At 70.9% G+C, this 20375-nt stretch carries 21 protein-coding genes; 7 read left to right on the top strand and 14 right to left on the bottom strand.

Annotation, left to right across the window (positions count from 1 at the left end; translation table 11 throughout):
* The first annotated feature begins 38 nt into the window (after nt 1-38).
* Both ACLJOU_RS02585 and ACLJOU_RS02590 read left to right on the top strand, forming a co-directional pair.
* Nucleotides 39-377, top strand: a complete 339-nt coding sequence (locus ACLJOU_RS02585) for a hypothetical protein (RefSeq protein ID WP_091305133.1) — start codon at nt 39-41, stop codon at nt 375-377.
* 12 nt (nt 378-389) lie between these two features.
* Nucleotides 390-803 (top strand): hypothetical protein, encoded by a 414-nt coding sequence (locus tag ACLJOU_RS02590; RefSeq protein ID WP_410562663.1) that lies wholly within the window; start codon nt 390-392, stop codon nt 801-803.
* Nucleotides 804-1185: 382 nt separating this feature from the next.
* Here ACLJOU_RS02590 and ACLJOU_RS02595 read toward each other — a convergent pair whose 3' ends face one another.
* Both ACLJOU_RS02595 and ACLJOU_RS02600 read right to left on the bottom strand, forming a co-directional pair.
* Nucleotides 1186-2445: an MFS transporter gene (locus ACLJOU_RS02595; RefSeq protein ID WP_410562667.1), complete on the bottom strand. Its 1260-nt coding sequence runs from the start codon at nt 2443-2445 to the stop codon at nt 1186-1188.
* A 25-nt stretch (nt 2446-2470) separates the two neighbouring features.
* Nucleotides 2471-3787, bottom strand: coding sequence for a GH1 family beta-glucosidase (locus ACLJOU_RS02600; protein ID WP_410562669.1), 1317 nt, complete (start codon nt 3785-3787; stop codon nt 2471-2473).
* Between the two features lie 130 nt (nt 3788-3917).
* Here ACLJOU_RS02600 and ACLJOU_RS02605 point away from each other — a divergent pair, with 130 nt between their 5' ends.
* Nucleotides 3918-4565 carry a TetR/AcrR family transcriptional regulator gene (locus ACLJOU_RS02605; RefSeq protein ID WP_410562671.1) on the top strand — a complete coding sequence of 216 codons (648 nt, stop codon included), beginning with the start codon at nt 3918-3920 and terminating at the stop codon, nt 4563-4565.
* Nucleotides 4566-4697: 132 nt separating this feature from the next.
* Here the strand turns inward: ACLJOU_RS02605 and ACLJOU_RS02610 are convergent, their stop codons facing one another.
* Complete coding sequence (locus ACLJOU_RS02610) at nt 4698-5882, bottom strand: amino acid deaminase/aldolase (RefSeq protein WP_410562673.1); 1185 nt, start codon at nt 5880-5882, stop codon at nt 4698-4700.
* 84 nt (nt 5883-5966) lie between these two features.
* On the opposite strand from ACLJOU_RS02610, the gene ACLJOU_RS02615 reads away from it, so the two are divergent.
* A complete protein-coding gene (locus ACLJOU_RS02615; RefSeq protein ID WP_410562676.1) occupies nt 5967-7265 on the top strand; it encodes a D-arabinono-1,4-lactone oxidase in 1299 nt (432 codons plus the stop codon).
* Here ACLJOU_RS02615 and ACLJOU_RS02620 read toward each other — a convergent pair.
* Genes ACLJOU_RS02620 through ACLJOU_RS02630 form a run of 3 tightly spaced genes read right to left on the bottom strand, consistent with a single transcriptional unit; the run spans nt 7262 to nt 9546 of the window.
* Nucleotides 7262-8212 (bottom strand): ribose-phosphate diphosphokinase, encoded by a 951-nt coding sequence (locus tag ACLJOU_RS02620; protein WP_410562679.1) that lies wholly within the window; start codon nt 8210-8212, stop codon nt 7262-7264. The two genes, ACLJOU_RS02615 and ACLJOU_RS02620, sit on opposite strands and share 4 nt — an antisense overlap.
* Nucleotides 8209-8859 carry an SDR family oxidoreductase gene (locus tag ACLJOU_RS02625; RefSeq protein WP_410562682.1) on the bottom strand — a complete coding sequence of 217 codons (651 nt, stop codon included), beginning with the start codon at nt 8857-8859 and terminating at the stop codon, nt 8209-8211. Before ACLJOU_RS02625 ends, ACLJOU_RS02620 begins: the two co-directional genes overlap by 4 nt.
* Before the next feature lie 33 nt (nt 8860-8892).
* Nucleotides 8893-9546, bottom strand: a complete 654-nt coding sequence (locus tag ACLJOU_RS02630; RefSeq protein ID WP_410562684.1) for a hypothetical protein — start codon at nt 9544-9546, stop codon at nt 8893-8895.
* Between the two features lie 422 nt (nt 9547-9968).
* Between ACLJOU_RS02630 and ACLJOU_RS02635 the strand changes: the two genes are divergently transcribed.
* A complete protein-coding gene (locus tag ACLJOU_RS02635; protein WP_410562685.1) occupies nt 9969-11039 on the top strand; it encodes an HpcH/HpaI aldolase/citrate lyase family protein in 1071 nt (356 codons plus the stop codon).
* Nucleotides 11036-11899, top strand: coding sequence for an HpcH/HpaI aldolase/citrate lyase family protein (locus tag ACLJOU_RS02640; protein WP_410562688.1), 864 nt, complete (start codon nt 11036-11038; stop codon nt 11897-11899). Before ACLJOU_RS02635 ends, ACLJOU_RS02640 begins: the two co-directional genes overlap by 4 nt.
* Nucleotides 11900-11935: 36 nt before the next feature.
* Here the strand turns inward: ACLJOU_RS02640 and ACLJOU_RS02645 are convergent, their stop codons facing one another.
* From ACLJOU_RS02645 to ACLJOU_RS02680, 8 genes are all read right to left on the bottom strand, one after another.
* Nucleotides 11936-12805 carry a CU044_5270 family protein gene (locus ACLJOU_RS02645; RefSeq protein ID WP_410562690.1) on the bottom strand — a complete coding sequence of 290 codons (870 nt, stop codon included), beginning with the start codon at nt 12803-12805 and terminating at the stop codon, nt 11936-11938.
* A complete protein-coding gene (locus ACLJOU_RS02650; protein ID WP_410562692.1) occupies nt 12798-13319 on the bottom strand; it encodes an RNA polymerase sigma factor in 522 nt (173 codons plus the stop codon). Before ACLJOU_RS02650 ends, ACLJOU_RS02645 begins: the two co-directional genes overlap by 8 nt.
* Nucleotides 13320-13398: 79 nt before the next feature.
* Nucleotides 13399-14784 carry an amidase gene (locus ACLJOU_RS02655; protein WP_410562694.1) on the bottom strand — a complete coding sequence of 462 codons (1386 nt, stop codon included), beginning with the start codon at nt 14782-14784 and terminating at the stop codon, nt 13399-13401.
* Nucleotides 14781-15548: an ABC transporter ATP-binding protein gene (locus ACLJOU_RS02660; protein ID WP_410562696.1), complete on the bottom strand. Its 768-nt coding sequence runs from the start codon at nt 15546-15548 to the stop codon at nt 14781-14783. The genes ACLJOU_RS02655 and ACLJOU_RS02660 overlap by 4 nt, the downstream gene beginning before the upstream one ends.
* Entirely contained in the window at nt 15545-16276 is a 732-nt protein-coding gene (locus ACLJOU_RS02665; protein WP_410562699.1) for an ATP-binding cassette domain-containing protein, read from the bottom strand. Before ACLJOU_RS02665 ends, ACLJOU_RS02660 begins: the two co-directional genes overlap by 4 nt.
* The gene (locus ACLJOU_RS02670) at nt 16273-17079 is read right to left on the bottom strand and encodes an ABC transporter permease (RefSeq protein ID WP_410562701.1); all 807 of its coding nucleotides are present in this window, start codon (nt 17077-17079) and stop codon (nt 16273-16275) included. The genes ACLJOU_RS02665 and ACLJOU_RS02670 overlap by 4 nt, the downstream gene beginning before the upstream one ends.
* A complete protein-coding gene (locus ACLJOU_RS02675; protein ID WP_410562704.1) occupies nt 17079-18023 on the bottom strand; it encodes an ABC transporter permease in 945 nt (314 codons plus the stop codon). The genes ACLJOU_RS02670 and ACLJOU_RS02675 overlap by 1 nt, the downstream gene beginning before the upstream one ends.
* Nucleotides 18020-19510 carry an ABC transporter substrate-binding protein gene (locus ACLJOU_RS02680; protein ID WP_410562707.1) on the bottom strand — a complete coding sequence of 497 codons (1491 nt, stop codon included), beginning with the start codon at nt 19508-19510 and terminating at the stop codon, nt 18020-18022. The genes ACLJOU_RS02675 and ACLJOU_RS02680 overlap by 4 nt, the downstream gene beginning before the upstream one ends.
* A 109-nt stretch (nt 19511-19619) precedes the next feature.
* Between ACLJOU_RS02680 and ACLJOU_RS02685 the strand changes: the two genes are divergently transcribed.
* The gene (locus tag ACLJOU_RS02685) at nt 19620-20366 is read left to right on the top strand and encodes a FadR/GntR family transcriptional regulator (RefSeq protein WP_410562709.1); all 747 of its coding nucleotides are present in this window, start codon (nt 19620-19622) and stop codon (nt 20364-20366) included.
* Nucleotides 20367-20375: the final 9 nt, after the last annotated feature.

Raw genomic sequence — 20375 nt, forward strand, 5'->3', positions numbered from 1 at the left:
AGGCATCTTCGGAGACTTTCGACAGAGCGGAGAAGGGCGTGGAGTTCGTGGACTCGTTCGCAGGGGGACATGCCGGCACGGCCACCCGCGCCGTGCGGCCGGCGATGGTCTCCCCCGCCCCTGCCGTCCGCCCCGTCACCCCCGCCGCCGCGGTCGACCCCCGCACCGCGAGCGTCCGCCACTACGAGGGCGGTCAGCTCGTGTGGCGCGTGCAGTGCGGAGACCTCATCAGCCGCGAGCGAGCGGTGACGGTGTTCGTGGAAGACAACCAGGTGGTACTGGTCTCGCCTCCCGGTGAGACCGCGCGGCTGACGTCCGGCCAGCTCGGACAGCTGCGCGCCGCGCTCAACGAAGCCGCCAAGATGGCGGAAAGGTAACGGTGAGCTGACATGGATCAGGTACTCGGGCAGGTCCTCCGCAACGCGGTCTGGGAGCGCCTCGACATGCTGACCGACCTGGCGAACCGCGCCGACGCCCAGTCGCTCGTCTCGGTCGCGCGTTCCGAACTGCCCCGGTTGACCGAGGCGTGGCGCGCGATGCTGAAGATGCACGAGCCCGACGAGCGCGGTGACTGCCCGACCTGCTCGACCCGGTGGCACCGCTGCAAGGCGCCGTGCTCGGTCTGGCAGGTCGCCCACGAACACCTGGTGGCCGGCGGTTTGGCGCCGCAGCAGGCCTCGGCGGACAGCCGCTTCCAGGGCCGCCGCAAGAGCCCGGTCCCGGCGCACCCCGCGCCGCCCACCGCGGCCGAGACCACCGGGCGCCACGCGCTGGTGAACCCGCGCCGAGCGGTCACGGCCTGACCCACAGACCGGCGAGCCGCGACCGGCCGATCGCCCCGTCGGATCCGCGTCTGCACTCGCCCCGGCCGAGGACTGTTTCGCCCGCACCCCCGAGCAGCGCGAACCAGTCCTCGGCCACCACCGGTCCCCGCCGCGATTAATCGAAAAAATTACACGTTAGCCCTAGCCCAGGCGGTAATCCCCCGCTAGATTGATCATCGAAGCCAGCGTTGGATCATGGGTCTGGTCCCGCTGCCACCCCGCCGTTGAGCGGCCCTCGAATTCCGCGGGCCGGTGCCGTTGCACTCCCCTCCCCCGACCGGCACCGGCCCGCGGTTCCAACCCCGTGAAGCAGTGAAGGCCGCACCCGGTTCCCCGGGTGCGGCCTTCACTGCTGTTCGGCTTAGCGGACGGCCTTCACGCGCAGCACGAGGACCGCGGCCGCGAGCGTCGCGACCGCGGACGCCGCGAACAACCCGGGATAGCCGCCGACGTGCGCCAGCAGCAGCGGGGTCAGCAGCGGAGCCACCACCTGCGGCAGCGAGTTCGCGATGTTGATGATCCCGAAGTCCTTGGCCCGGTTCTGCGCCGCCGGCAGCACCTGCGTCAGCATCGCCAGCGCGACCGCCATGTACGCGCCGAAACCGACGCCGAGCAGCGGCGACGCGGCGAGCGCCACCGGCCAGCTCTGCCAAAGGACCAGCAGCAAAGCGGCCAGCGCCATCACGCCGGACGCCGCGAGGACGTACGGCTTGCGCCGTCCGGACTTGTCGGAGAAGTGCCCCGCGAGCACGGCACCGGCCACCAGCGCGACGCCGTACAGGCCCATCATGATCAGCAGGCCGTCTTCCGGGTCCGGGTAGTGCACCGCGTCCTGGAGGAAGAACAACAGGTACAGCGTCCCGAACGCGTTGCCGAGGTTGATCATGAAGTGGCAGCTCCACGCCCACGCGAAGTCGGGGTACTTCCGGGGCGACACCCAGAAGTCGCGCAGCACCCGGCGCAGCGCCCACGGCGGGCGGAACTCGACCGGCAGCCGCGCGTCCGGCGTCCGGAGGACGAAGAGCGCGGCACCGAGCACCACGATCCCGGCGCAGACCGAGTAGGCCGCCGGCAGCCCGGCGATACCGAGCACGATGACCACCACGACCGCGCCGAGGACCGTACCGAGCATCTGCGCGATGCCGACCAGACCGCCGACCACGGCCAGCTGCTGCACCGGCACCCGATCGGGCAGGGCGGCCATGAGCGCGGCGAGCATGCCGTTGAGGCCGCCCTGCACCAGGCACCAGCCGACGATCATCACGGCGACCGTCGGCGCGAACGCCAGCACCACCAACCCGGCGGCGGCGACGAGCGCACCGCCGACGGTCCACGGGTGCCGGCGGCCGAACCGGCCGCAGGTCCGGTCGGACAGCAGCCCGATCGCCGGGTTGGCCACCAGCGCGACCGCCGCGCCGAAGCCCATCACCAACCCGAGCACGGTTTCCTTGTTCACCTGGTCGAGCAGCTCGGCCTGCTTCGGCAGCAGCACCTGGATCGGCGCGTAGACGCCCAGCCAGAGCGCGATGTTCGCCAAGAACAGCAGGCTCATCCAGCCGGGCCGCACGCGTACGACGGGTTCGGCGAGCGCCTCGGGCAGCGCCTCGGTCGTTTCACTCATGCGCCGACCTGATTCGTTCGCAAGCTCACTCATGCCGCACCAGCTTCCGGTACCAGTGGAACGAGTCCTTCGGCGTCCGCCGCAGGGTCTCGTAGTCGACGTGCACCAGGCCGAAGCGCGGCGCGTAGCCCTTGGACCACTCGAAATTGTCCATCAGGGACCAGCAGAAGTAGCCACGGACGTCGACACCGGCGTCCATCGCCTCGCGCAGCGCGACGAGGTGGCTGTGCAGGAAGTCGATGCGTTCGGGGTCGTGCACCCCGCCGTCTTCGGCGACTTCGTCGGCGAAGCTGCAGCCGTTCTCGGTGATCTGGATGGGCGGCAGCCGGTCGCGGTAGCGGTGGTGGAAGTCCAGCAGCAGTTCGCGCAGGGCGTGCGGGACGATCGGCGAGTCGTTCGTCGTCATCGGGTAGCCCTCGATGTCGCGCAGCTCGAAGGGCAGCGGGTTGCCCGGCCCGGGCTTCGCGACGCCCTGCGGCTCGTAGTAGTTGATGCCGTAGAAGTCGAGCGGCTGCGCGATGGCAGGCAGGTCGTCGGCGAAGCCGGCGGGCAGGTGCTCGTGGAGTTGTCCGGGGTAGGTGCCGAGCAGCATGGGGTCGGCGTAGAGCCGGTTGAGCAGGGCGTCGAGGTATTCCGCCGCGTCCTGCGCGTCGTCGTCCGCGGGCCAGATGGGCGAGTGGTTGTTGGCCGTGCCGATGTTCGTCGCCCCCGCCGCCCGGAGGGCCTGGACGGCGAGGCCGTGCGCGAGGTTCTGGTGATGGGCGGTCGGGATGGCGTCGAGCAGGAGCACCTTGCCGGGCGCGTACTCGCCGATGCCGTACCCGAAGATGGACATCACCATGGGTTCGTTGAGCGGAATCCACAGTTTCACCCGATCGGCGAAGCGCTCTCCGAGGATTTGGGCGTACTCGGCGAAGCGCTCAGCGGTCGTCCGGGAGAGCCAGCCGCCCTCGTCTTCGACGGCTTGGGGCGTGTCCCAGTGGTAGAGCGTGACGGCGGGGGCGATGCCGGCCTCGCAAACGGCGTCGATCAGCTTGTCGTAGAAGCCGAGCCCCTCGGGGTTGGCGGCGCCCGTGCCGTCGGGCTGGATGCGCGGCCAGGCGATGGACATCCGGTACGCCCCGACGCCGAGTTCCGCCATCAGCGCGATGTCCTCGGGGTAGCGGTGGTAGTGGTCGGCGGCTACGTTGGCTTGTTCACCGCGGGCGATCTTGCCTTCGGTCGCGGTGAATGTGTCCCAGATGGACGGTCCGCGCCCACCTTCGCGGGTGGCCCCTTCGATCTGGAACGCCGATGTCGAAACACCCCAGAGGAAGTCGGGCGGGAAGTTCGGGTTCTGCACCGGCTGCTGACCCCTTCGTCAGGGCACCCGTACGGGTGAACATGAAAAGTTCTCATATACTAGGTCGTCACTCGTCCGTGGGGAAGCCCGTCGGCACGATAAAGTCCCAGATCAGACGAGGAGGAGCGCCGTGTCCGACATCCAGGCCGCGAAGGTGCCGGCAGAAGCCACCCCCTTACGCCGTCAGCCGGTCCAGCAGCGAAGCGCGAAGAGGGTCGAGCAGATGCTCGACGCGAGCGCGGCGCTGATCGACGAGCTCGGCTACGACGCCCTGACGACGACGTTGATCGCCAAGCGGGCCGGCGTCGCCGTGGGTTCGCTGTACCAGTTCTTCCCGGACAAGCGGGCGGTGGTCCAGGCGCTCACCGCCCGGAACCTGGACCGCTTCGTGAGCGCGGTGAACGACCGGCTGAAGCAGCTGGGCCCGGAGCACTGGTGGGACGTCGTGGACTCGATTCTCGACATCTACCTGGAGATGCACCGGACGGTACCGGGGTTTTCGAAGGTCCACTTCGGCGACATCATCGACCGCCAGCTGCTGGACGAGACCCGCGACAACAACGCGGTGATCGTGGATTCGCTGACCGACCTGGTGTCGACCCAGGTCGACCGCCCGGTGGAGGACCTGCGGTTCGCGATCACGATCGCCAACGAGGTGGCGGACGCGCTGCTGAAGCTGGCTTTCCGGCGCGAGCCGAGTGGGGACGAGAAGATCGTCGCCGAGGCGAAGTACGTGGTGAAGGGGTACCTGGCGGCCCGGTTCGGGGAGCGGTCCTAGTTATCCCCAGAAGTTGTCCACAGGTATGCACAGCTGTGGACAAGTCGGTGGTTCCGGGGTGGGTTGTCGGTGGGGGCCGATAGACTGGAAGTGGGGGGTCCCCCAGGGAGGGCGGGTTCGGCTGGCGGCCGCTCAGCCGAAGTTCTGGTGCTCGCCCCGGTAGGTCGGGACCGTTCGTTCCACCTGGTCGCCCTGGATGAGGTGGTAGTGCGTGAACCGCTCCGCCAGCTCGCCCGCCTTCGCGTGACGCAGCCAGACCCGGTCGCCCAGCTTCAGGCTGCGAGCCGCCTTCCCCGTCACCGGGGTCTGGACTTCGCCCGCTCCCTCGAAACCCAGGAACTTCAAGCCCGCCGGCAGGTACGGCGTCGGCTGGCGGGAGGGGCCCGTCGGGCCCGAGGCGATGTAGCCGCCCGAGTAGAGCGTGGCGATCTTGCGGGTCGGGCGGCGGACCACCGGGAGGGCGAACAGCGCCGCCGGGCGGGGCTTGAAGCGGGAATACCCGTCGAAGAGCGTGGGACCGATCAACCCCGAGCCCGCCGCTATCTCCGTCACCACCGCGTCCGCGCCCGTGGACTCCAGGCTGCCGGTTCCGCCTCCGTTGACGAACTCCAGGTCCGTCACCTCGCGAACCGCCCGGACCACTTCGCCGCGACGGCGGGCCAGTTCGGCCGCCGACCTGCGTTGCATCCAGCCGACCAGGGCCCGGTTCAGGCCGCCGCCCGCCGCGTCGCCCAGGCCCGCGATCTGGCCTTCGTACGCCATCACGCCCACCAGGCGGAAGCCCGGGCGGGCGATGATCCGGCGGGCGAACGTCGACGCCTGCTTCGGGGTGAACACCGGTGAGCGGCGCGTGCCGACGTGGATGCCCGGCAGGGGGCGCCAGGACGCGTCCAGCTCCAGGCAGACCCGGATCTCCGGGTGACCGTGGCCGAGGGCGGCGTCCACCAGGTCGAGGTGCGCAGCCGAGTCGACCATGATCGTGATCGACGAGCGGGCGGGCTCGGAGGCGGCCAGGCGGCGGAGGGCTTCGTGGTCGGCCGTCGGGTAGGCGACGACGATGTCATCGGTCGTGCCGTGCTCCACGTGCCAGATCGCTTCCGCCAGCGAGTAGCACATCAGGCCCTGGAAACCGGGCATCGCGAGCACGCGCTCCAGCAGCGCGCGGCAGCGGACCGACTTGCTGACGACGCGGATCGGCTTGCCCGCGGCGCGGCGGCTGAGGTCGGCGGCGTTCGCGTCGAACGCCGCCAAGTCGACCACGGCCAAGGGTGGATCGAGGTCCTTGGTCGCCAAGTCGTACACCGTCGCACTGGTCACGAGGTCTAAAGTACGACACGAAGGCTTGAAACGCGAATACTGTTCACATACTGTTTCGGGCACTCGACGATGAAGGGTGCGCGCATGACCCGGTGGACCAACTGGGCGGGCACAGCGTCCGCCTCGCCGCAACACGTTCACCAGCCGCGCAGCGTGGCTGAACTCGCGGCGACGGTCGAGCGCATCGCGGCCGCGGGCCGGACCGTGCGCCCGTGGGGCAGCGGGCACTCCTTCACCGCGATCGCCGCCGCCGACTCCGACGCACTCGACCTGCGGCACTGGACCGGCATCGAGCAGGCCGACCTCGAGACCGGGCACGTCACCGTCCGCTCGGGGACGACCCTCCGGGAGCTCAACGCCGCCCTCGACGCGCTCGGGCTGGCCATGACCAACCTCGGGGACATCGACGCCCAGACCGTCGCCGGCGCGATTTCCACCGGCACGCACGGCACCGGCGCGAAGCTCGGCGGCCTCGCCACCCAGATCGCCGCGCTGGAACTCGTCCTCGCGGACGGCTCGCTCGTCACCTGCTCGGCCGACGAAAAGCCCGACCTCTTCGCCGCCGCCCGCGTGGGGCTCGGCGCGCTGGGCGTGATCACGACCGTGACGCTCAAGTGCGAACCGTCGTTCGTCCTGCGCGCGCAGGAACGCCCGGAGCCGCTGGAGCAGGTTCTCGAGGGCTTCCACGACTTCGCCGACGAGAACGAGCACTTCGAGTTCTACTGGTTCCCCTACGGCAAGAACGCCTTGGTCAAGCGCAACAACCGGTGCGAGACGGCCGAGCCGTTGGGCAAGGTGCGCGAGTTCGTCGACTACCGGATCATGGAAAACGTCGCGTTCGGTGGGCTCTGCCGCACTGGCCGGCTGATGCCGCGGCTCGTGCGTCCCCTGAACAGCTTCGCGTCCAACATGCTGTCGGCGCGCGAGTACAGCGACGTCTCCCACCGCGTGTTCGTCACCGCGCGGAACGTCCGCTTCACCGAAACGGAATACGCTGTTCCACGTGAATCAGTGCTCGACGTGCTCGCGGAACTACGCGCGGTGGTGCCGACGCTGAAGAACCCGGTGATGTTCCCGGTCGAGGTGCGGGTCGCCGCGGCCGACGACATCTGGCTGTCGACCGCGCAGGGCCGCGACTCCGCCTACATCGCCATCCACCAGTTCGTCGGCATGCCGTACCGCGAGTACTTCAGCGCGTTCGAGAAGATCGCCGGCGCCGTCGGCGGCCGCCCGCACTGGGGCAAGATGCACGACCTCGACGCCGGCGTCCTCCGCTCGCGCTACCCGCACTTCGACGATTTCCTGCGCGTGCGCAAGGAAACCGACCCGAGCGGCGTCTTCACCAACACCTACCTGGACCGGGTGCTCGGGCCCGTCACCTAAAAGAGCGCCGACACCGATTCGCCGTTGTGGATCCGCCGGATCGCCTCGGCCATGGCCGGGGCGATCGACAGGATCTTCAGCTTCTCGGTGCGCTCCTCTTCGGGCACCGGAACCGTGTTGGTGCAGACGATCTCCAGCACCTCCGGCCGCGCACCGATGCGCTCGATGGCCTTCGCCGCGAACAGCCCGTGCGTGCAGGCGACCCGGATGGACCGCGGTCGCAGCTCGGCCAGCCGGTCCAGCAGCTCGAGCACCGTGCTGCCCTTGGCGATCTCGTCGTCGAGCACGATGACGTCCCGGTCGGTGATCTCGCCGATCACCGACGTGATCTGGACGCGGTCGTCCGGGAAGCGTTCCTTCGCCCCGGCCGCGACCTGCACACCCAGCAGCCGCGCGAAGTGCGAAGCCTCCTTGGCGTTGCCCAGGTCGGGTGAGACGACGGTGGCGCGCGAGAGGTCGTACTGCCGGAAGTGCTTGGCCAGCTCCTGCAGCGCGTGCAGATGGTCCACCGGGACGCTGAAGAAGCCGTGGACCTGCGGCGAGTGCAGGGTCATCGCGAGCACGCGGCTCGCGCCGGCCGTCACCAGCAGATCCGCGACCAGGCGGCCGCCGATCGAGATGCGCGGCGCGTCCTTCTTGTCCGAGCGCGCGTACGAGTAGTGCGGCATGACCGCGGTGATGCGGGACGCCGAGGCGCCGCGCGCCGCGTCGAGCATCAGCAGCAGCTCGACGAGGTGTTCCTGCACCGGCTTGACCAGCGGCTGGATGATGAAGACGTCCCGCTCGCGGCAGTTCGCCTGCAACTGCACCTCGAGGCAGTCGTTGGCGAACCGCTGGATCTCGACCGGCCGCAGCGGCACGCCGAGGTGCTGGCAGATCTCTTCGGCCAGCTCGGGGTGCGCGGTGCCGCTGAAAACGGCGATTTCTCTCGATGCCTGGGTGATCACAGCGTCGCGATCGCCTCGCCGATGGCTTCCTCACCCGAGATCAGCGTCAGGGTGCGGTGCACCGAAGCGGGCGTCTCGAGGAGGCCGATGATCACCGCGGCGACGTCGTCGCGCGGGATCGGGCCGCGGCCGGTCTGCTCGGCCAGCAGGACCAGGCCGGTGCCGGGGTCGTCGGTCAGCGATCCGGGCCGGAGGATCGTCCAGTCGAGGTCGCGGGCCTTGAGGTCGTCCTCCGCCGCGCGCTTGGCGCGCAGGTAGTGCCGGAACTCCTCGGTGACGTCCGGGTTCTCCGGGTTGTCGGCGCCGATCGAGCCCACCTGGAGGTGCCGCCGGACGCCGGCCCGCTCGGCCGCTTCGGCGAACAGCGCCGCGGCGCCACGGTCCACAGTGTCCTTGCGGGCGGTGCCGCTGCCCGGGCCCGCGCCGGCGGAGAAGACCGCGGCGTCCGCGCCCTTCAGCACCTCGGCGACGGCGTCCACAGAGGAGTTCTCCAGGTCGAGGACGACGGCCTGGGCGCCGACGGCTTCGAGGTCCGCCGCGTGGGCGGGGTTCCGGATGATGCCGACCGCTTCGTCACCGCGCGCGGCGAGCAGCCGCTCGAGCCGCAGCGCGATCTGACCGTGTCCACCTGCAATGACGACTCGCATGGTTTCGACCCTAGTGGGGATCGAAGGAGACCGTCAGTCGAGCGACGCGGGGGCCTCGGCGGTGCGCAGCAGGTGGTCGTAGACCAGCTCGTTCACCAGGCGGGAGACCGGGTCCTCGGCCAGCACGACGCGCTCGGTGCGGCCCTCGAGGTCGAGGTCGACGACCGCGTTCGGGTCGGCGGTCACGACGGCGAGGCCGTACGCGCGGGCGCGCGGCAGGCAGTTGCCGACGTAGTCCTCGGTGAGGACGGCCGGCGAGGGAAGGACCATCGCGGCCTCGCCGTAGCGGGCGAACGGAACCGCGGAGGCCATCGCGGTGCGCCAGTGGCGCGCGACGGCCAGGACACCGACGATCTCGGCGGCCGGGGCGGGGGCGGTTCCGGCCAGCTCCGGCCAGGTCCAGGTGTCGACGGTGGCGCGGTCGGCCACCGGGCCGGCACCCATCGCGATGCGTTCGGCGTGGACTTCGGTGCGCAGCTTGGCGACCACGCAGACCTTGCGGCCGAGGATGGTGGTCTCGGGGAGCACGACGCCGTTCCAGCCCAGCTGGGCGGCCGCGGTGCGGGCGAGCTCGTCGACGCTCGCGGGGAGCTCGATCGGCGGCACCACGCGGCTCGGCATCGACCGGCTGCGCTTCGCGCCACCGGCGACCGTCGAGCGCTCGGTGTTCTGAGGTGTAGCCGCCACGAGTCCGCCTCCTTCAGCACTGCACTGCGTCGTGACCGGGGGAAACCGGCACCTCACTTGTCTAACAGCGCGACGGCGCGGCGTCGCCGGGTAGTGCGAGTGGCTGCGATCGGCGGCGCCCAGCGGTCGATGACCGGTCGGTGGGCGGTCATCGGACTTCGGTCGAACGGTGCGGCCAACCGAGTGATCGCGAGTTGAGTGGCATTACGGTCCGGCAACGGACGATTACCCGGGGCACGATCGGCCAAACCCGCCCCTACTAGCCCGTTCGGTGCAACCGGGGCCGGTTCCACAGTGGACGCGGGCCGCTGAGCTGCGGTTGTCCGCCGTCACCCACACGGCGGTGACTTGCGCCGCAGCGGTCACGCTCCGCCGGGACTAAAGTTACCCACCAGTCACTTAGCCGCCGCCGTGGAGGACCGATGCGCTCCCCGAAGGACTTCTTCGCCCCGCTCGCCCTGGGCGCGCCCGCCCCCGTGCGGGAGATCCCGGTGACGCCGTCCCGGATGATCCACTTCTTCGACCCGGGCAACGAGAAGATGGCGGCGAAGGTGCCGGACATCGCGAAGAAGGTCGACGTCCTCCTCGGGAACCTCGAGGACGCCGTCCGCGCCGACCGCAAGGAGGCCGCGCGCGCCGGGCTGGTCGCGATCGCCAAGGCGAACGACTTCGGGAAGACGCAGCTGTGGACGCGCGTCAACAGCCTGGACTCGCCGTGGGTGCTCGACGACCTGGTCACCCTGGTCACCGAGATCGGCGACAAGCTCGACGTGATCATGGTGCCCAAGGTCGAGGGCGCGCAGGACATCCACTACGTCGACCGGCTGCTGGCCCAGCTCGAGGCGCGCGCCGGCCTGACGAAGCCGTTGCTCGTGCACGCCATCCTCGAGACGGCGAGCGGCGTGGCCAATGTGGAGGAGATCGCCGGCGCGAGCCCGCGCATGCAGGGCATCTCGCTCGGCCCGGCCGACCTGGCCGCGAGCCGCCGGATGAAGACGACCCGCGTCGGCGGCGGGCACCCCGGCTACCTGGTGCGCACCGACCCGGCCGGCGACGACCTGACCGATGGCCGGACGACCTACCAGCAGGACCTCTGGCACTACACGGTCGCGCGGATGGTCGACGCGTGCGCGATGCACGGGATCCTGCCGTACTACGGGCCGTTCGGGGACATCCGGGACGTCGTCGGGTGCGAGGACCAGTTCCGCAACGCCTACCTGCTCGGCTGCGTCGGCGCGTGGAGCCTGCACCCGGTGCAGATCGACATCGCGAAGAAGGTGTTCTCGCCGTCGCCGTCCGATGTGGCCTGGGCGCGCCGGGTGATCGCCGAGATGGGTGACGGCACCGGCGCGGTGATGATCGACGGGAAGATGCAGGACGACGCGTCGGTGAAGCAGTGCCGCGTGGTCGCCGAACTGGCCGATGCCCTCGCGGCCGACGACCCCGAACTCGCGGCCGCCTACGACGCCGCCACCAAGGAGGTCCTCGGATGACCGAGCTGCAGCCGAGGCGTTCCGTCCTCTACATGCCGGGCGCCAACGAACGTGCGCTGGAGAAGGCCAAGACGATCCCGGCGGACGCACTGATCCTCGACCTCGAGGACGCCGTCTCCCCCGACGCCAAGGAAGCCGCCCGCGAGCGGGTGTGCGCCGCCGCTTCTTCGGGCGACTACGGTTCCCGTGAAGTGACCATCCGGGTCAACGGCCTGGACACCGAGTGGCACGACGCCGACCTGCGGGCGGCCGCGTCGGCCGGGCCGGCCGCGGTGGTCGTGCCGAAGGTGAACTCGGCGGCCGAGGTGCACAACATCGAACGGGCACTGGAACTCGGCGGGGCCCCGGACCGCACGAAGATCTGGGCGATGGTCGAAACGCCGGTCGCGATGCTGCACGCGGAGGAGATCGCGGCGGCCTCCGAGCGGCTGACCGTGCTGGTGATGGGCACGAACGACCTGGCCAAGGAGCTGCACGCGGAGTTCGTCCCCGGTCGCGGGCCGCTGCTCGGCGGGCTGTCGCTGTGCCTGCTCGCCGCCCGGGCGACCGGCAAGGTGATCCTCGACGGCGTCTACAACGACGTGAAGGACCTCGAGGGTTTCGAGGCGGAGTGCGAGCAGGGCCGTCAGTACGGCTTCGACGGCAAGACGCTGATCCACCCCGCCCAGGTCGAGCCGTGCAACCGGATCTTCGCGCCTTCGGACGCGGAGATCGACCGCTCGCGGCGGATCATCGAGGCCTTCGAGGAAGCGCGGAAGGAAGGCCGTGGCGTGGTGACCGTGGACGGCCGGATGATCGAGAACCTGCACGTCGACAACGCGCGGCGCGTGCTCGCGTTGGCCGAGGCGGTCAAGAACTGAACCCGGTGGCCGGGCGGGCCCGGCCACCGGTGCGGTTCACTTCGGCAGCGAATCCGTCCACTCGGCACTGACTTCCGCGCCCTCCGGGCGGGAGGCTCCGTAGATGGCGCCGTCCGCCGTCACGAACATCGAGGTGTGGCTGATGCGTGCGGTCGCCGGGTCGACGACCAGGCGGTAGTCCCCGGGCAGCAGGAAACCGCGGCCGCCCGGGACCGGGCCGAGGTCGCGGACGCCGGGGTACGCCGCGATCGAACGGAAGGCCGCCGCCCGCACGGCCGGTGGTGCGGGCAACGTCGACACCAGCGACACCATCGACAGCAGCAACTCCCGCTCCCGCTCCTCCGCGGTGAACGGGCCCGCGCTCGTCCGGGCGCCGCTGTGCGCGATCGTGTTGACGAGCCGGTCCCGCAGCGCCGCCGGGTCGGCGGGCAGGGCCCGCAGCTGCTCGAAGGTCACGGTGGTGGCGGCCAGCCGCAACGGGAAGTCGCCCAGCGGCACGACCCGGTTGCCGGACTTCTCGCCGCGGAACCACATGCGGCCGTCGGCGCTGAACCAGTTCTCGTAGACCAGGTTGCCCGTAGCGGTCTTGACGTGCCAGTACTTGCCGGTGCCCGCCGGGGCGTGCTCGGCCACCGTGGCCGCCGCCAGCAGGACCTGGGTGCCGGTCACGACCGGGGCCACCGCCTGCGGCTGCGGCGCGGGAGCGGGGGTGCCGGGCAGGGTGGCCACCACCACGGCGGCCGCGGCCGCGGCGGCCACGAACCCGGCGCCGAGCGCCAGCGGGCGAACCCGGCGGCGAGGGGCCCCGAGCAGCCGGTTCTGCAACCGGTGCCGGCTCCGGTCGACGACGTCCTGGGGCACTTCGCCGTGGGACAGCGCGGCCCGCACGGTCTGCAGGTCATTCATCGGAAACCTCCGGGGAGAGAACGGGGTTGAGCTTCTTGCGGGCGCGGTTGAGCCGGGAGCCGACGGTGCCGGGCGAGATGCCGAGCGCCTCGGCGACTTCCGCGTACCCGAGGTCGCCGAGCGCGACGAGCAGGAGGACATCGCGTTCCCCGGCGGACAGCCGCGACAACGCCTTCCCCACCCGCGCGGCCACGACCGAGTCGACAACGCGGCTTTCGTGCCCTTCGGCGGCTTCGCGCGGGTCGAGCCGCGAGAGCGCGCGGTAGTGCCGGGCCTCCTTGCGGCGGTGCCGCGACACGAGGTTCGTCGCGATGCCGAACAGCCACGCCCGCAGTTCACCGCGGGTGGGGTCGAACGTCTTGCGCCGGTCGAAGGCGACGAGGAAGGTCTCCGCGGCGACGTCCTCCGCGGCCTGGGCGCCGAGCCGGCCGGCGACGTACCGGTGGATGTCCGGGAAGTAGCGGTCGTGCACCTGGGTGAACTGCTCGATGCCGAGCACCGGGGCCGCCGTCATGGGGCTGCCTCTGTCATGGGGTTCCTTCCCGTCGGCGACAGCTTCACCCCCACTTCGCCGCAGGTCCGGAACTTCTTCCCTACCCGATCGGCCAGGGCCGCTGCGGCGGGCGAAGCCGTTCGTACGCCGCCGCGGCCCGCAGGACGCCGAGGTCGTCGAAGCGGCGGCCGGCGAGCTGCAGGCCGATCGGACGGCCGTCGTCGGTGTACCCGCAGTTCAGCGACACCGCGGGCTGGCCGGACATGTTGTACGGCACCGTGAACGCGATGTGCTCGAACGGCCGGGCGGGGTCGTTCGTCGGGGACGCCCACTCCGCGGGCGGCGCCGCGACCGGGCTCGTCGGGGACAGGACGACGTCGAACGCCGAGGTCGCCCGCAGGGCGGCGACACTCATCACGTCGATCTGCGCGAAGCCGCGGTAAACGTCCACTCCGGACGCGTCGGCGCCGCCCGCGGCCCACTCGGCGATGTAGGGCAGGACTTTCGCGCGGCGCTCCGGCGGCAGGTCCGTCAGATCCGACCAGGCGCGCGTGCGCCAGAAGGTGTCGAGGCCTTCGAGCATGGCGCGGGTGAGGAACGGCTCGACCGGCTCGACGACCGCGCCCGCGGCTTCGAACGCCCGGGCCGCGGCGGTGACGGCGTCGCGGATCACCGGGTCCACCGGCAGACCGAGGCCGGCGTCGAGCTGCAGGCCGACGCGCAGGCCGGCCACCGGACGGTCGAGGGCGGACCAGTCGAACTCGGCCGGCGGCAGGCACAGGTGGTCACGCGGGTCCGGGCGCGAGAGCACGCTCATCAGCAACGCCGTGTCGGCGACCGTCCGGGTCATCGGGCCGGCGACGCGGCCGAGGAACGGCGGGACGACGGGCACCCGCCCGAAGCTCGGCTTCAGCCCGGTCAGGCCGCACCAGCCCGCGGGCAGCCGGATCGAGCCGCCGATGTCGGTGCCGACGTGCAGCGGGCCGTACCCCGCGGCGGCCGCGGCGCCCGCGCCCGCGCTGGACCCGCCGGGCGTGGCCGAGAGCAGCCACGGGTTGCGGGCCGTCGCGTGGAAGCTCGACCGCCCGGACGTCAGCATCCCGTAGTCCGGCATGGTCGTCTTGGCCAGCACGACCCCGCCGGACTCGCGGACCCGGGCCGCCACCGGGGCGTCCTCGGTGGCCGGCACCAGCGCCGTCGCCGCCGTACCCAGTGGCACCGGCGTGCCGCGGGTCGCGATGTTCTCCTTGAGCGTCAGCGGGACGCCGTCGATCGGGCCCAGCGGTTCGCCGGACGCCCAGCGCGCTTCGGACGCCTTCGCGCCTTCGAGTGCGGCTGAAGGGTCGTACGCGTACAACGCGTGCAGCTCCGGCTCGCGTGCTTCGATGCGCGCGACAACGGCTTCGGTCACCTCGACCGGCGAGAGCGTCTTCGCGCGGTACTGCGCGACGAGCTCGACGGCGGTGAGGTCGGGCAGCTCGGTCATGAGCGCTCCTTGCTCAGCCGGGCCAGCTCGGCGCGCAGGTTCGGCGCCGCGGCCAGCAGTTCCCGGGTGTACTCGTGCTGGGGTGCGTCGTAGACCTGCGCCACGTCGCCGAGTTCGACGATCTCGCCGCGGCGCAGGACCGCGACCCGGTCGCAGACGTGCCGGACGACCCCGAGGTCGTGGGACACGAAGACCAGGGTCAGCGCGAACCGCTCCACCAGCGAGCCGAGCAGGTCGAGGATCTGGCCGCGCACAGAGACGTCGAGGGCGCTGACCGGTTCGTCGGCGATCAGCACGCTCGGGTTCGGGGCCAGCGCGCGGGCGATCGAGATCCGCTGCCGCTGGCCGCCGGAGAACTGGTGCGGGTAGCGCCGTCCGGCGTCGGCGGGCAGGCCGACGGCGGTGAGCAGCTCGGCGACCCGGTCGGGCGCCCGGTGGCCGAGGGGCTCGGCGATGATGTCCTGCACGCGCATCCGCGGGTCGAGCGAGCCCATCGGGTCCTGGAAGACGATCTGCAGCTCCGACCGCAGGAAGCCGAGCCGGCGTTCCGGCAGGTCGTCGATGCGCTTGCCCTGGAAGAAGACCGTGCCGGACGTCGGCTTGTCGAGCGCGGCCAGCAGCCGGACCAGCGTGGACTTGCCGGAGCCGGACTCGCCCACGATGCCGAACCGCTGCCCCGCCTCGACACCGAAGCTGACGCCGCGCAAGGCGTGGACGTCCCGGCGGGCGTACCGGCGTTCGAGATCGCGGACTTCGATGATCATCGCCGGGCCTCCAGGTCCGAGGCGTCCAGCAGCTTCCGCGTGTACTCGTGCTTCGGCTGCGTCAGCACTTCGCGCGTCGAGCCCGCTTCGACGATCTCGCCGTCCAGCATCACCAGCACGCGCTCGCACAGCGACGCCACGACGGCGAGGTCGTGCGTGATGAAGAGGAGGGCACTTTCACGTGGAAGTGCCCTTTTGATCAACGTGAGGATCTGGGCCTGCACGGTGACGTCGAGTGCAGTCGTCGGCTCGTCGCAGATCAGCAGCGACGGCTCGTTCGCCAGCGCCATCGCGAGGACGACCCGCTGCCGCTGTCCGCCGGACAGCTGGTGCGGGTACGCGCGGGCGGTGCCCGGGAGGCCCACCGCGGCCAGCAGGTCCTCCGCGCGGTGGCGACGGCCGTGGATGCGGCCGGGCTCGGTGACCTGGCGGCCGACGCGCATGGCCGGGTTCAACGCCGTCATCGGCTCCTGGAACACCATGGCCAGCTCGTTGCCGCGCAACCGGGACAAGTCCTTTTCGGACATTCCCAGCAGCTCGCGGCCGCCCAGCCGGATCGAGCCCGACGCGGGCAGCTCCGCCGGCAGCAGGCTCATGATCGACAGCGCCGTCAGCGACTTCCCGGACCCGGACTCGCCGATCAGGCCGACGCGCTCGCCGGCGCCGATCTCGAACGAGACGCCCTTGACCAGTTCACGAACCCGCAACCCGGAGACCGAAAGCGTCATGCGCGGGCCGCCAACCGGGGGTCGAGGCGGTCGCGGAGGCCGTCACCGAGGAGGTTGAACCCGAGGACGGCGACGGCGATCGCGATGCCCGGCACCAGCGCCAGCCGCGGCTGCACGGTCAGCAGCTCCTGGGATTCCTGCAGCATCCGGCCCCACGACGGTGTCGGCGGCCGCGTGCCGAACCCGAGGAACGACAGCGCCGCCTCGGCGAGCACGGCGATCGCGAACGACACCGACGCCTGCACGATCAGCAGGCCGGAGATGTTCGGCAGCACGTGCCGGAGCGCGATGGCCGGCCGCGACCGGCCGCCGGCGCGGGCCGCGAGCACGAACTCGGTGCTCATCACCTGCAGTGTCCCGGAGCGGGCGATCCGCGCGAACGACGGGATCGTCGCGATGCCGATGGCGACCATCGCGGTCAGCGTGTCCGCCCCGAACACGGCACCGAACATGATGGCCAGCAGCAGCGCGGGGAACGCGAGCACGAGGTCGTTGACGCGCATGACGAACTCGCCGAGCCACCGCGGGGACATCCCGGCGAGGACGCCCACCGGCGTGCCGATGACCGCGGCGATGCCGACGGCGACGACCCCGACGTACAGCGTCGTGCGCGCACCGACCATCAGCTGGCTCAGCAGGTCGCGGCCGAACTTGTCGGTGCCGAACCAGTGGGAGCCGGTGAAGCCGAGCAGCCGGTGGGTCGCGTCGACCTTCACCGGGTCGAACGGCGTCCACGCGAACGACAGCAACGCGGCGAGCACGACCAGGCCGACGAGGACCCCGCCCAGGACCAGACTGCGCATCACGAACCCCGCAATCTCGGGTCGAGCACGGTGTAGAGGACGTCGACGACGAAGTTCACCAGCAGCACGCCGACCACCAGCACGAGCACGATCCCCTGCACGGTCAGCAGGTCGCGCGCGGAAACGGCGTCCAGCAGCAGCGAACCCAGGCCCGGCAGCACGAACACGCGCTCGACGACGACCGCGCCGATCAGCAGCGTCGCCAGCTGCAGGCCCAGCACGGTGACCACCGGGACGGACGCGTTGCGCAAGCCGTGCCGCACCAGCGCCTGTCCCGGCCGCAGCCCCTTCGACCGCGCGGTGCGCAGGTAGTCCTGGCCCAGCGTGTCGAGCACCGCGGACCGGACGTAACGCGTGAGCACCGCACCCTGCACGAGTCCCAGCGACAACGCCGGGAGGATCAGGCCGCGGGCGAACTCCCCCGCGTCCTGGTCCGGCGGTGTCCACCCGCCGGAGGGCAGCCAGCGCAGCTGCACGGCGAAGATCTGCACCAGGATGATCCCGGCGAGGAACGCGGGAACCGCGACGCCGATCTGCGACAGGCCCGAGACGCTCGCGCCCGACGCTTTCCGGTGCTTCACCGCGGCGAACGTCCCGGCCGGCACGGCGATCACCAGCGCCACCAGCATTCCGGCGCCGACCAGCCACAGCGTCACGCCGAGGCGGTCGAGCAGCTGCGGGCCGATCGCCTCGCGCGTCACGTACGACCGGCCGACGTCGCCGTGGAGCACACCGCCGATCCAGTCGAAGTACTGGGTGACGAGCGGGCGGTCGATGCCGAACTCCGCGCGCGTCTTGGCCAGCAGCTCCGGGGTCGCGTTGACGCCGAGCGCGACCTGCGCCGGATCGCCCGGCAGCACGGCCATGAACAGGAACACCACGATCGACGCGGCCAGCACGCTGACCACGAAGATCGCCACCCGGCGCAGCACCCGGGCCGTCATCGCGGGGCCAGCCCGGTGAGGTCGAAGGACTCGCTGACCTGGTTCCGGACGAAACCGCCGACCTTCGCCTTCGCGGCGATCACGTTGGGGAACAGGAAGAGCCAGTCCGCGGCCGCGTCGGCGGTCAGCTGCCTGGCCACCTGCTTCATGTCCGCGACCTGCTGCTCCGGCGTCCCGCTGTCGGCCTCGGCCAGCAGCTGCTGGACGCGTTTGCTGTCGTAGCCCCAGTAGTACTTCGGCTTCCCGAACGTCGTGATGTCCCGCGCTTCGACGTGCTGGATGATCGACAGGTCGTAGTCGTGGTCGGTGAACACCTGCTTGAGCCAAACCGCCGGGAAGTCGAGCGGCTCGATCGCGGTCCGCACGCCGATGTCGGCGAGCTGCGACTGGACGACCTGCGCGGCCGACACCGCGTACGGCAGGTTCGGGATCCGCATCCGCAGGCTCAGGTTCGTCGCGCCGGCTTCGGACAGCAGCGCCTTGGCCCGCGCGGGGTCGAACGGGTAGACGTCGGACAGGTCTTCGTACCAGGGGTCGGTCGGCGGCACCATGCTCCCGATCAGCGTGCCGCGGCCCGCCCACGCCGTGTCGAGCAACGCCTTCCGGTCGATCGCGTACGTCAGGGCCTGGCGCACGCGGACGTCGTTCAGCGGCGGCCGAGCGTTGTTCATGGCCAGCGTGACTTCGGAGTTCGTCGTGCCCTGGACGACCTGGAACCGGTCGTCGGCCTGGAACTGCGGGATCGAGTCCGGTGCGGTGATCGCCGAGATGACGTCGATGCCGTTGCTGAACAGCGCGTTGTTCAGCGCGGTCGGGTCCTTGATGTACTTGAGGACGACGGTCGGGTACGCCGGTTTCCGGCCCCAGTACCCGGGATTCGCCGTCAGCACCACGGAATCCCCGCGCTTGCGCGCTGCCACGACGTACGGCCCGGTGCCGACCGGCTTGTTCGCCAGGTCGCCCACGCCGGTCGGGCTGAACATCGCGCCGAGCCGGCTGGTGAGGCTGAACAGCCAGCCGTTCGACGGCTTCGACAGCACCACCCGCGCGTGGTCGGGCGCGACGACGTCGACGTGGTCGACAACGTCCATCGTGGACTTGAGCGAGATCGTCCAGCCGGTCTTCACCCGCAGCAGCGAAAACTTGACGTCCTCGGCGGTGAAGGGCGCGCCGTTGCTGAACTTGACGCCCTGCTGCAGCCGGAAGTCGTACGTGCGACGGTCCGGGCTGACCGTCCACGACTTCGCCAGCAGCGGCACCACCCGGCCCTGCGCGTCGAGCTTCACCAGTCCTTCGTAGACGTTGTAGAGCAACGCCTGCGGGATGGCGGCGCCGTCGGTGCGCGTGAAGTCGAAGTTCGCCGGCTCTGCCGTGAAGCCGACGGAAAGCGTGTCCGGACCGGCGGAAACACTGGCCGACGAGCCGGCCGAGCAGCCGGACACCGCGAGCAGCAGCACCGCTGCCACCAGGGAAATCCGGGCTTTCATTCGGCCTCCGGAACTGTAACAACCGGGGGCTCCGCCACCCGGACCCCCGAAAAAGTTAGTACACTGGTCTGACCAGTAGCCTGCCCCGACCGGACGGCGAGGTCAAGCGATGCGGTTCGAACCGGTGGCTCCGGTCCGCGCGTACGAGCGGGTCGTCGAGCAGATCGAGCAGGCCGTGGTCAGCGGCGTGCTCAAGCCGGGGGAACGGCTGCCGGGCGAACGCGCGCTGATGACGCAGTTCGGCGTCGGCCGTTCGACGATCCGCGAAGCCCTGCGCGTCCTGCAGGCGGCCGAGCTGATCCGGTCGCGGCCCGGGGACCCGCGCGGCCCGGAGGTGCTGGCCGCCTCGCCCGCCGCCCTGCACCGCTCGATGCACCGGCTCGCGCGGGCCGACCACGTCGGGCTGGCCGAACTGCTGCAGTTCCGGATGATCCTCGACGGCTCGGCGCACCTGCTCGCGGCCGGCCTGCGTACCGATGCCGACCTCACCGACCTCGACGCGGCCTTGGCGTCGATGCGCGAAGGCGTCTCCCGCGGTTACGCCGACTTCAGCCGCGCCGACGTCGCCTTCCACGAGGTGATCGCGCGCATCTCCGGCAATCCCCTGCTGGTGGTCAGCGAAGAGGTCGTCCGCGGGATCGTGCTGGAGTTGATCGAAGACAAGCTGGCGCACGCCAGCAACCGGACGTCGCTGATGCGCACGTGGCTCGCGCACCACGCGGAGGTGCTCGACGCGATCCGCGGGGCCGACGGCCCGGCCGCGGCGCACCTGGCCAAACAGGCGTTGTACGACAATTACGCCGAATACGTCCCCGCCGGGCAACGCCCGCTGCTGAAACCCTTGCTGCACGCCTAAACTCGGCCG

The sequence above is a fragment of the Amycolatopsis sp. cmx-4-61 genome (assembly GCF_046548775.1).
Taxonomy (GTDB): domain Bacteria; phylum Actinomycetota; class Actinomycetes; order Mycobacteriales; family Pseudonocardiaceae; genus Amycolatopsis.

What these genes read in the sequence shown, in the direction of transcription:
- ACLJOU_RS02645 (WP_410562690.1), bottom strand. Translation starts at nt 12,805, where the DNA reads ATGAATGACCTGCAGACCGTGCGGGCCGCGCTGTCCCACGGCGAAGTG.
- ACLJOU_RS02595 (WP_410562667.1), bottom strand. Translation starts at nt 2,445, where the DNA reads ATGAGTGAAACGACCGAGGCGCTGCCCGAGGCGCTCGCCGAACCCGTC.
- ACLJOU_RS02625 (WP_410562682.1), bottom strand. Translation starts at nt 8,859, where the DNA reads ATGCGAGTCGTCATTGCAGGTGGACACGGTCAGATCGCGCTGCGGCTC.
- ACLJOU_RS02590 (WP_410562663.1), top strand. Translation starts at nt 390, where the DNA reads ATGGATCAGGTACTCGGGCAGGTCCTCCGCAACGCGGTCTGGGAGCGC.
- ACLJOU_RS02615 (WP_410562676.1), top strand. Translation starts at nt 5,967, where the DNA reads ATGACCCGGTGGACCAACTGGGCGGGCACAGCGTCCGCCTCGCCGCAA.
- ACLJOU_RS02640 (WP_410562688.1), top strand. Translation starts at nt 11,036, where the DNA reads ATGACCGAGCTGCAGCCGAGGCGTTCCGTCCTCTACATGCCGGGCGCC.
- ACLJOU_RS02685 (WP_410562709.1), top strand. Translation starts at nt 19,620, where the DNA reads ATGCGGTTCGAACCGGTGGCTCCGGTCCGCGCGTACGAGCGGGTCGTC.
- ACLJOU_RS02675 (WP_410562704.1), bottom strand. Translation starts at nt 18,023, where the DNA reads ATGACGGCCCGGGTGCTGCGCCGGGTGGCGATCTTCGTGGTCAGCGTG.
- ACLJOU_RS02670 (WP_410562701.1), bottom strand. Translation starts at nt 17,079, where the DNA reads ATGCGCAGTCTGGTCCTGGGCGGGGTCCTCGTCGGCCTGGTCGTGCTC.
- ACLJOU_RS02680 (WP_410562707.1), bottom strand. Translation starts at nt 19,510, where the DNA reads ATGAAAGCCCGGATTTCCCTGGTGGCAGCGGTGCTGCTGCTCGCGGTG.
- ACLJOU_RS02660 (WP_410562696.1), bottom strand. Translation starts at nt 15,548, where the DNA reads ATGATCATCGAAGTCCGCGATCTCGAACGCCGGTACGCCCGCCGGGAC.
- ACLJOU_RS02650 (WP_410562692.1), bottom strand. Translation starts at nt 13,319, where the DNA reads ATGACGGCGGCCCCGGTGCTCGGCATCGAGCAGTTCACCCAGGTGCAC.
- ACLJOU_RS02655 (WP_410562694.1), bottom strand. Translation starts at nt 14,784, where the DNA reads ATGACCGAGCTGCCCGACCTCACCGCCGTCGAGCTCGTCGCGCAGTAC.
- ACLJOU_RS02665 (WP_410562699.1), bottom strand. Translation starts at nt 16,276, where the DNA reads ATGACGCTTTCGGTCTCCGGGTTGCGGGTTCGTGAACTGGTCAAGGGC.
- ACLJOU_RS02635 (WP_410562685.1), top strand. Translation starts at nt 9,969, where the DNA reads ATGCGCTCCCCGAAGGACTTCTTCGCCCCGCTCGCCCTGGGCGCGCCC.